This is a genomic window from Nocardia sp. NPDC057455 (assembly GCF_042802775.1).
GTDB lineage: Bacteria > Actinomycetota > Actinomycetes > Mycobacteriales > Mycobacteriaceae > Nocardia.
On record NZ_JBHVDM010000127.1, the window covers coordinates 9,199 to 16,036 of the forward strand.

At 68.1% G+C, this 6,838-nt stretch carries 6 protein-coding genes; 5 read left to right on the forward strand and 1 reads right to left on the reverse strand.

Annotated features, from left to right (window positions below):
- The first annotated feature begins 134 nt into the window (after nt 1-134).
- Entirely contained in the window at nt 135-956 is an 822-nt protein-coding gene (locus ACFU5M_RS31730) for a phage tail tube protein (protein ID WP_379054792.1), read from the forward strand.
- Nucleotides 957-1,079: 123 nt separating this feature from the next.
- On the opposite strand, the gene ACFU5M_RS31735 is transcribed toward ACFU5M_RS31730, so the two are convergent.
- On the reverse strand, nt 1,080-1,271 hold the full coding sequence (locus tag ACFU5M_RS31735; protein ID WP_379054794.1) for a hypothetical protein: 192 nt from the start codon (nt 1,269-1,271) through the stop codon (nt 1,080-1,082).
- 32 nt (nt 1,272-1,303) lie between these two features.
- Here ACFU5M_RS31735 and ACFU5M_RS31740 point away from each other — a divergent pair, with 32 nt between their 5' ends.
- The 4 genes from ACFU5M_RS31740 to ACFU5M_RS31755 form a co-directional block, all read left to right on the forward strand.
- On the forward strand, nt 1,304-1,675 hold the full coding sequence (locus tag ACFU5M_RS31740) for a hypothetical protein (protein ID WP_379054796.1): 372 nt from the start codon (nt 1,304-1,306) through the stop codon (nt 1,673-1,675).
- Nucleotides 1,659-2,138, forward strand: a complete 480-nt coding sequence (locus tag ACFU5M_RS31745) for a hypothetical protein (protein WP_379054798.1) — start codon at nt 1,659-1,661, stop codon at nt 2,136-2,138. The genes ACFU5M_RS31740 and ACFU5M_RS31745 overlap by 17 nt, the downstream gene beginning before the upstream one ends.
- Before the next feature lie 2 nt (nt 2,139-2,140).
- The gene (locus ACFU5M_RS31750) at nt 2,141-6,412 is read left to right on the forward strand and encodes a phage tail tape measure protein (RefSeq protein ID WP_379054800.1); all 4,272 of its coding nucleotides are present in this window, start codon (nt 2,141-2,143) and stop codon (nt 6,410-6,412) included.
- Nucleotides 6,412-6,838, forward strand: a 427-nt coding sequence (locus ACFU5M_RS31755) for a hypothetical protein (RefSeq protein ID WP_379054802.1), incomplete at its 3' end; no start/stop codon positions are given. The genes ACFU5M_RS31750 and ACFU5M_RS31755, both read left to right, overlap by 1 nt.

Below are 6,838 nucleotides of genomic sequence, written 5' to 3' on the forward strand. Positions count from 1 at the left end.
GAATCGTGGCCGGGTGGCGTGAACGTCCTCGCCTGCCTGCGGGTGGTGAGGGCCGCGGCCGCGGTCGATTCCAACGGGCGTTGGATGCGCGCCGATTCGTATCGCATCACCCTCAACCCAGGAGATGAATAACCATGGCTGTCTTGAAGCCCCCGAACAGTGCGTCGCTGTTCACCTTCCGTGCGGCCGAATGGGCTGTGCAGGTCAACACGGGCACCGTCGCGTCGCCGAATTATGAATGGCTGCGCGGGCTCAGCAAGTTCGAGCCCGTGAACGACGCGACCATGCAAGACGACACCGACATCGACTCCGGCGGGTACGGCTCGGAGTTGGTCACCGCGCAGAAACTCAACGTCAACGCCGAAGGCCTGGTCAAGGGCGAGCGATCGGCGTCGACGGTGGTCCCGGATCCGGGTGTCGCGTTCCTGCGCGCGAAGGGCAAGAACCTCGGTTACGACAACATCGTGCAGTTGCGCTACTGGCGCACCGACGATTTGCCCGAGGCCTACGAGCATTTCTTCGCCGTGAAGTGGTCCGACGTAGGCGGCGGCAACGCCGACTTGCAGAAGTTCACCGCGACACTGTCCGGGCGCGGCGAACCGACCGCGATTGCCAAGCCGCAGGCAACCGACGTGAACGAAATCCAGTTGATCACCGTCGTCGGCGATCCGACCGCCGGCGGGTACGTGCTCGGTGTGCTCGGCGATCCGACATCGTCGATCGCCTACAACGCCGCCGACACCGCGGTCGAAGCCGCGCTCGAGGCGCTGCCGAGCGTCGGTACGGGCAACGTCACTGTGTCCGGGCCGGTCGGTGGTCCCTACGCGTGCGAGTTCCTCGGCGACCGCGCCGGGGTCGACGTGCCGCAAATCGAGGTTGTCTCGCACACCCTCACCGGCGGTACCGACCCGCATGTCGAGGTACAGACCGTGCAGCAGGGCTACGACGCCCCGTAACCCGTGGCATCGTTTCCCGACCTTCGCGAGTTCTTCGACGCCGGGCTCGTGCTGCCGATCGGCGGCCGCGGCTACCGCGTCGAATCTCCGACCGCGCGCGAAGGCCTGCGGCTGCGGATGCTGCTACTCGAGCAAGCCGCGTCCCTCGGCGACGAGCAAGAGGTCGACGAGCTGCGCGCCTTGCTCGGGCCCACGCTGGAAGAGATGCGGGCGGCCGGGGTGCGCTGGCCCGAGATCGTGCACGCGGGACGTACCGCGCTGCTGCACTTCGGTGTCGGGCCGGAAATGGCGCAACAGCACTGGCTGAACGGGCATGATTCGCCGGGAAATCCGATACCCCCGGATCCGTGGTCGGGTCCGGGGGTGAGCCCGACCTCTCGGCGCCGGGCACGTACGGGCCCGACGACCCCGGCGGCGGCGAATTCCTGCCCAAGTTCGGTATCCGCGCCTGGTACAACGACCTCTCCCTAGCGCCGAACGCGCGCCGTGAACGAACCGGCGAGATCGACGCGTCGTGGTCGCAGATCCTCGCGGCGTGGCCGGCGATCGAACTCGACCTCGCCGACCGCGGAATAGACGTCGAGAGCGGCATTCTCGAGCAACGGTCGTGGCGGTGGCTGAACCTACGGATCCTCGGACTCATCTCGACCCCTACCTCGCGTCTGTATCGGACGCTGTCGACGAACAAGGGAGGCGCGCCGCATGGTCGAATTGCCTGAACTCCGGGACTTTTTCGACCCCTCGATTCATCTGCCTATCGGCGGCAAGGTGTACACGATCCCGGCGGCGAAGATGGACCAGGCGCTCAGACTGCGGCACGCAGTCGTCGCCGGCATGAGCGAGGCGACCGAACTCGCCGAAATCCGCGAGCTGTTCGGGCCCGTGCACGACGAGATGCTCGCCGACGGTGTCCGCTGGACGGAGTACCTACATGCCGGCCGAACCGCGCTGCTGTGGATGGGATCGAATCGCGACATCGCCGTCGCGCACTGGAAACTCGGGCAACTCGGCGAACTCGTCGACCTCGACAAGCTGAAAGCGCTCGTCGCGCGTAGCCAGAGCGCGGCCGCCGAGGCGGCGAGCAGCACGCCGGCCGCGGCCGCCGACAGCGTGGCGGCGGGTAAGACACCGCGGAAGCGGGCCGCGGCGAAGCGGACACGCGCCCGGGCGGCGAAGGCCTAACCGTGGCACTCGACGTCGGGCGCCTACGCGCAGAACTCGAACTCGACGACACCCGGTTCAATCAGCGCGCCGATTCCGCCGAGGCACGGCTACGCCAGATCGACGCGACCGCGGCCCGGTTGGGGCGGTCGCTGCGCGAGCTGGAGGTCGGGCCGCAAGTCGAGTCGTCGGCGCGCGGCGCGGCGCAGTCGATCGACCGTGTCGAGTCCTCGGCGCGCGACGCCGAGCAAGCGGTCGAACGCGTCGGCAACGCCGCGACCGCGACCGGCCGCGACATCGCTCGTATCGACCAGGCGGCGACGCAGGCGGCCGCGTCGACCCGGCGCATAGAAATACCCTCCGGCATCGTCAACGCCGCCCGTCGCGCCGCGGAGGCGGTCGGAAACATCGGACAGAACGCGGCCGGGGCGGCGTCGAGCGGCTCAGCGATGGGCGACCGGTTCGTGTCGGGATTCTCCGACAAGATCGGCAACCTATCGAGCAAGGGCGGCCCGATCGCCGGGTCGCTGCTCGGTGTCGTCGCGCTCGGCGTCGCGACCGGTGCGGCGCTGGCGAAAGCGATTTCCGATGGCCTCGGCGAGGAACTCGACCGCGACATCTTCCAGGCGCAGACGCGCACCACGGCGGCGCAGGCGGCGAAGTTCGCGCAGGCCGCGGCCGAAAGCTATGTCGACGTGTTCGGCGAGTCCGTCGAAGCGAACCTCTCGACGCTGAAACTGTCGATTCAGAGCAAGATCATCGACCCGGGCGCCACCCAGCGCGACGCCGAAGCGGTCGTCGGCGCGCTCGACACCATCTCGACCGCCCTCGACGGCGAGGTTACCGCTTCCATCAAAGCTGTGTCGTCGCTGATGACATCCGGTCTCGCCGCGAACGCACAAGAGGCGTTCGACGCGGTCGCGGCCGCGGCGGGCGGGTCGGCGAACAAGGCCGGCGACCTACTCGAAACCATCTCGGAATACTCGTCCGGTTGGGCAAACGCCGGTTTCAGCGCGCAACAGGCACTCGCGCTGATCGAACAGGCAACCGACATGGGCGTCGACAACGCCGACCGCGCAGGCGACGCGCTGCGCGAATTCGGCCGCCGAGTCACCGAAGAAGAAGACGACCTCGTCGAGGCACTGAACAAAATCGGGCTCAACGGCAAACAGTTGTACGACCGATTCGCCGAAGGCGGCGACACCGCGTTCGAGGCGTTCGACGAGGTGTTCGACAAGATTCGGTCTATAGAGGACCCGGTCGCCCGCAACACCGCCGCGATGGCGCTATTGGGTGACACCGCGGGAGATTTCATCGGCACATTCACCAATTGGGATCCGTCCGAGGCAAGCCGCAAGTTCGGCGAGACCGAAGGCGCCGCGGCGCGGCTCGCGGGCATCATCAGCGGCAACGCCGCGACGTCCGTCGAGGGGGCGATGCGGTCGGTATCGGTGATCGCCGACCAGATGAAAGCCGCGCTCGCGAGCGCGTTCGGACCCGAGATACAGGAGTGGGCCGACAAGCTGTCGAACAACCGCGAGGGCATCGTCGCGTTTTTCATCGACATGGGTAACGCGGCGTTCGAGGGCGGGAAAGCGTTCCTCGACTTCACCGCCGGTGCGATGCGCGGCGGCGCCGAGTTCGCCGAGGCCGCCGGCGACATGTCCGCGAGCGTGCTGCGGTCGCTCGCCGACATGCTGCGCGGGTTCGACACCGCGAAATCCATTCTCGGCGTTGTGTTCCCGGGACTGCGTGACCTGATGGGCGACGACATTTCCGACAAGCTCGAAGCGATGGCCGACGCCGCCGACAAGGCCGGATCCGGTATCGCCGACGGGTTGAACGCCGGCGCCGATGCCATCGACACCAAACTCATTCCCGGACTGGACACAGCGCAGGACAGATTCAACCGATTCGGTGAGAACGTGCGCGCCTCGGCGGCGTACAACGACGCGGCGGCGCGGCTGTCGGCGGCGATCAACGATATCGGGGTCGCCGCCGACGGCTCAGCGATCCGGATCACCAACTGGACCGGCGCTATCGACACCTCGAACGCCGCGCAAGTCCAGATGGAACAGCAGATACGCGGGCTCGTCGCGGGATTCCAGGACCAGACACGGACCGGGCTCGAGGCCGGCGCCACCGTCGAGGAACTCACCGCCGCCTATGAGGCTCAGCGCGTCGCGCTGATTGATCAGCTCATGGCTACGGGCATGTCCAACCGCGCTGCGGTCGACTACATCAACACTCTCGGTTTGGTGCCCGACCTCGTCGCGACGCAGATCACGCAACCGGGTATGCCCGAAGCGCATTACGGGCTCGACGTGCTGCTCGGCAAAGTGGTGGCGGTACCCAACAGCAAGGAAATCCATACTTCGGCGCTGACAAAGGACGCGATCGACGCACTGACACACCTCGGGTTCACCGTCACCCAGCTACCCGACGGCACGGTGCGCGTGGTCGCCAACACCCTCGAGGCCGAGGCAGCAATGCAACAGTGGCTATCGCTGCCGCGTGCGATGACTGTCGAGATGAAATTCCGCCGCGATCAGGTGTCGTACTGGCAATCGCTCGGCATGGATCAACAGCAGGCCTCGCAGATGCAAGGGCCGACACCGTTCGCGCGCGCCGACGGCAAGTTCCCCAACGAGCCCATGATTCAACCGGCCGCCGGTCGGTTCGGGCTCGTGCAGTGGGCCGAGGACGACGCGGGCCCGTGGGAGGCGTTCATTCCCGGCGCGGTGTCCAAACGTGGGCGTGCGCTGCAAATCTGGGCCGAAGCTGGGCGGCGCATGGGTGCGTTGCGCACCTACGCCGACGGCGGTATCGCCGGCGACCGCGCGGTGTCGGTGGCGCGCGCGCACAGCGGCGAACCCTACGTGTACGGCGGCCGCGACTGCTCGGGTTACCAAAGCGAGATCACCTCGGCGCTACTCGGTCGCTCCGTGCGGTTCACCACCGACGCCGACTTCAAGGCCTACGGGTTCGTACCGGGCTACGACCCGACCGGCTACAGCATCGGCACTGACGGCGGTTCCGGCCCGAATGGGCACATGGCCGGCGAGCTGTTCGGGACGCCCGTCGAGTCCAGCGGCACGAACGGTGTGCAGTACGGCGGGAAAGCGCGCGGCGTGAAGGGGTTCCCGTTCGTGTACCACTTGCCGCGCGAGCTGTGGAACCCGCCCGCACCGGCCGCGGCGAGCACGGGCGCCGCGCCGCTGACCGAGCGGCAAAAGCTCGTCGACATGATCGTCGCCGAAGGGCGGCGCGCCGGGCTCACCGACGCCGATATCGCCGCGATCGTCGCGGCCGGGCTCGTCGAGTCCGAGCTACGCAACCTCGACTACGGGCCCGACAACAGCGTCGGCTACCTGCAACAACGCCCGTTCGACGAGTGGACCAAGGGCGGCACCCGCGACCGAATGAACCCGGTCGACGCAACCCGCTCGTTCATCGAGCATTATCAGCAGACCGACCCGTCGAAATCACCCTCGGAACGCGTCGCCGACGTGCAGCGGCCGCGCGAGGACTTGCGCGGCAAATACGCCGACCGCTACGGCGAAGCGCAACAGCTCGTCGCCGAGTCCAACGCCCGCACGGCCGCGAGCCCGTCGAGCAGCTCGTCGACGACGGGCTCGCCGTCGACGCTGACATCATCGGGCCCGGTGCTCGTCGAGGTCACCAACTGGCCCGACTCGCTCACCAAACCGGCGGCCGCGGGCGAGGGGGAGCGGCAACCGCGGGCGGTGTTCAACGCGCGACTGTTCGCCGCCGGCGGCATCAACGAACCCATGATCGGGGCGCCCGGCGATATCCGCGTGTGGAACGAACCGGCCGCCGGCGGCGAGGGGTACGTGCCGTTCGCGCCGGCGAAGCGGCAACGCGCACTCGCGGTGTGGGCCGAGATCGGTCGGCGCCTCGGCGTGCCAGGGTTCGCCGACGGCGGTCTCGGGTTCGGCGGATACACCGCCGACGACACCGATTGGATGAAGCCGCGCAACGCCTACGACGCGGCCGCGCTCGCGGCCGGGCTGCTGTTCACCGCGGCGAGCGGACTGTCGGGTGTGGCGTCGATGGCATCCAGCGGAACCGTCGACCTCGGCAACTTGATACCGAGCTTCGACACCGGTTCCAACGACATTCCCGGCCTGTCCGAGGCGTTCAAAGCGCTTGTGAAGCCGCTCGAAGACATCCTCGCCGAGTTGAAGAAAGGCGGCATGGTGAAAGTCGATGTCGACGTCGACACCAACACCGGCGGCGTCAACGCGTCGTTGCAGCGTGCGGGGATCGCCTAATGCCGGTCTCCTACACCTACACCGGCGTCGACGACACGGCATGGCCGTTCGTCGGTGCGGCCGCGGTGACGCTGGCGACGCCGCTACGTCTCGCCGAGGAACCGACCGGCCTCGGCGGTGTCGCCCCGCGCCACGACGACGACCAGAACGTCGACCAGGCCGGCGCGACGTGGCGTGCGTCGATGTATGACCCGAACGTGATCGGGCTCGTCGTGCACTTCGGGCCCGTCACCCCGGGCGACGGCGCGCTCGAGCGGTTCATGGAATGGCACGACGCCCTCGGCGACGGCCGGGCGGTCGGCGAGTTCCGGGTCGACGGGCCGCGGCGCGAGACGTTTCAAGCGGTGCGCCTGGTCGGCGACCCGCCGCCGGTGCCGAAATCGGCGCTGCTGCACACCGGCGCGGCGCTGAAACTTCCGGTGTCGC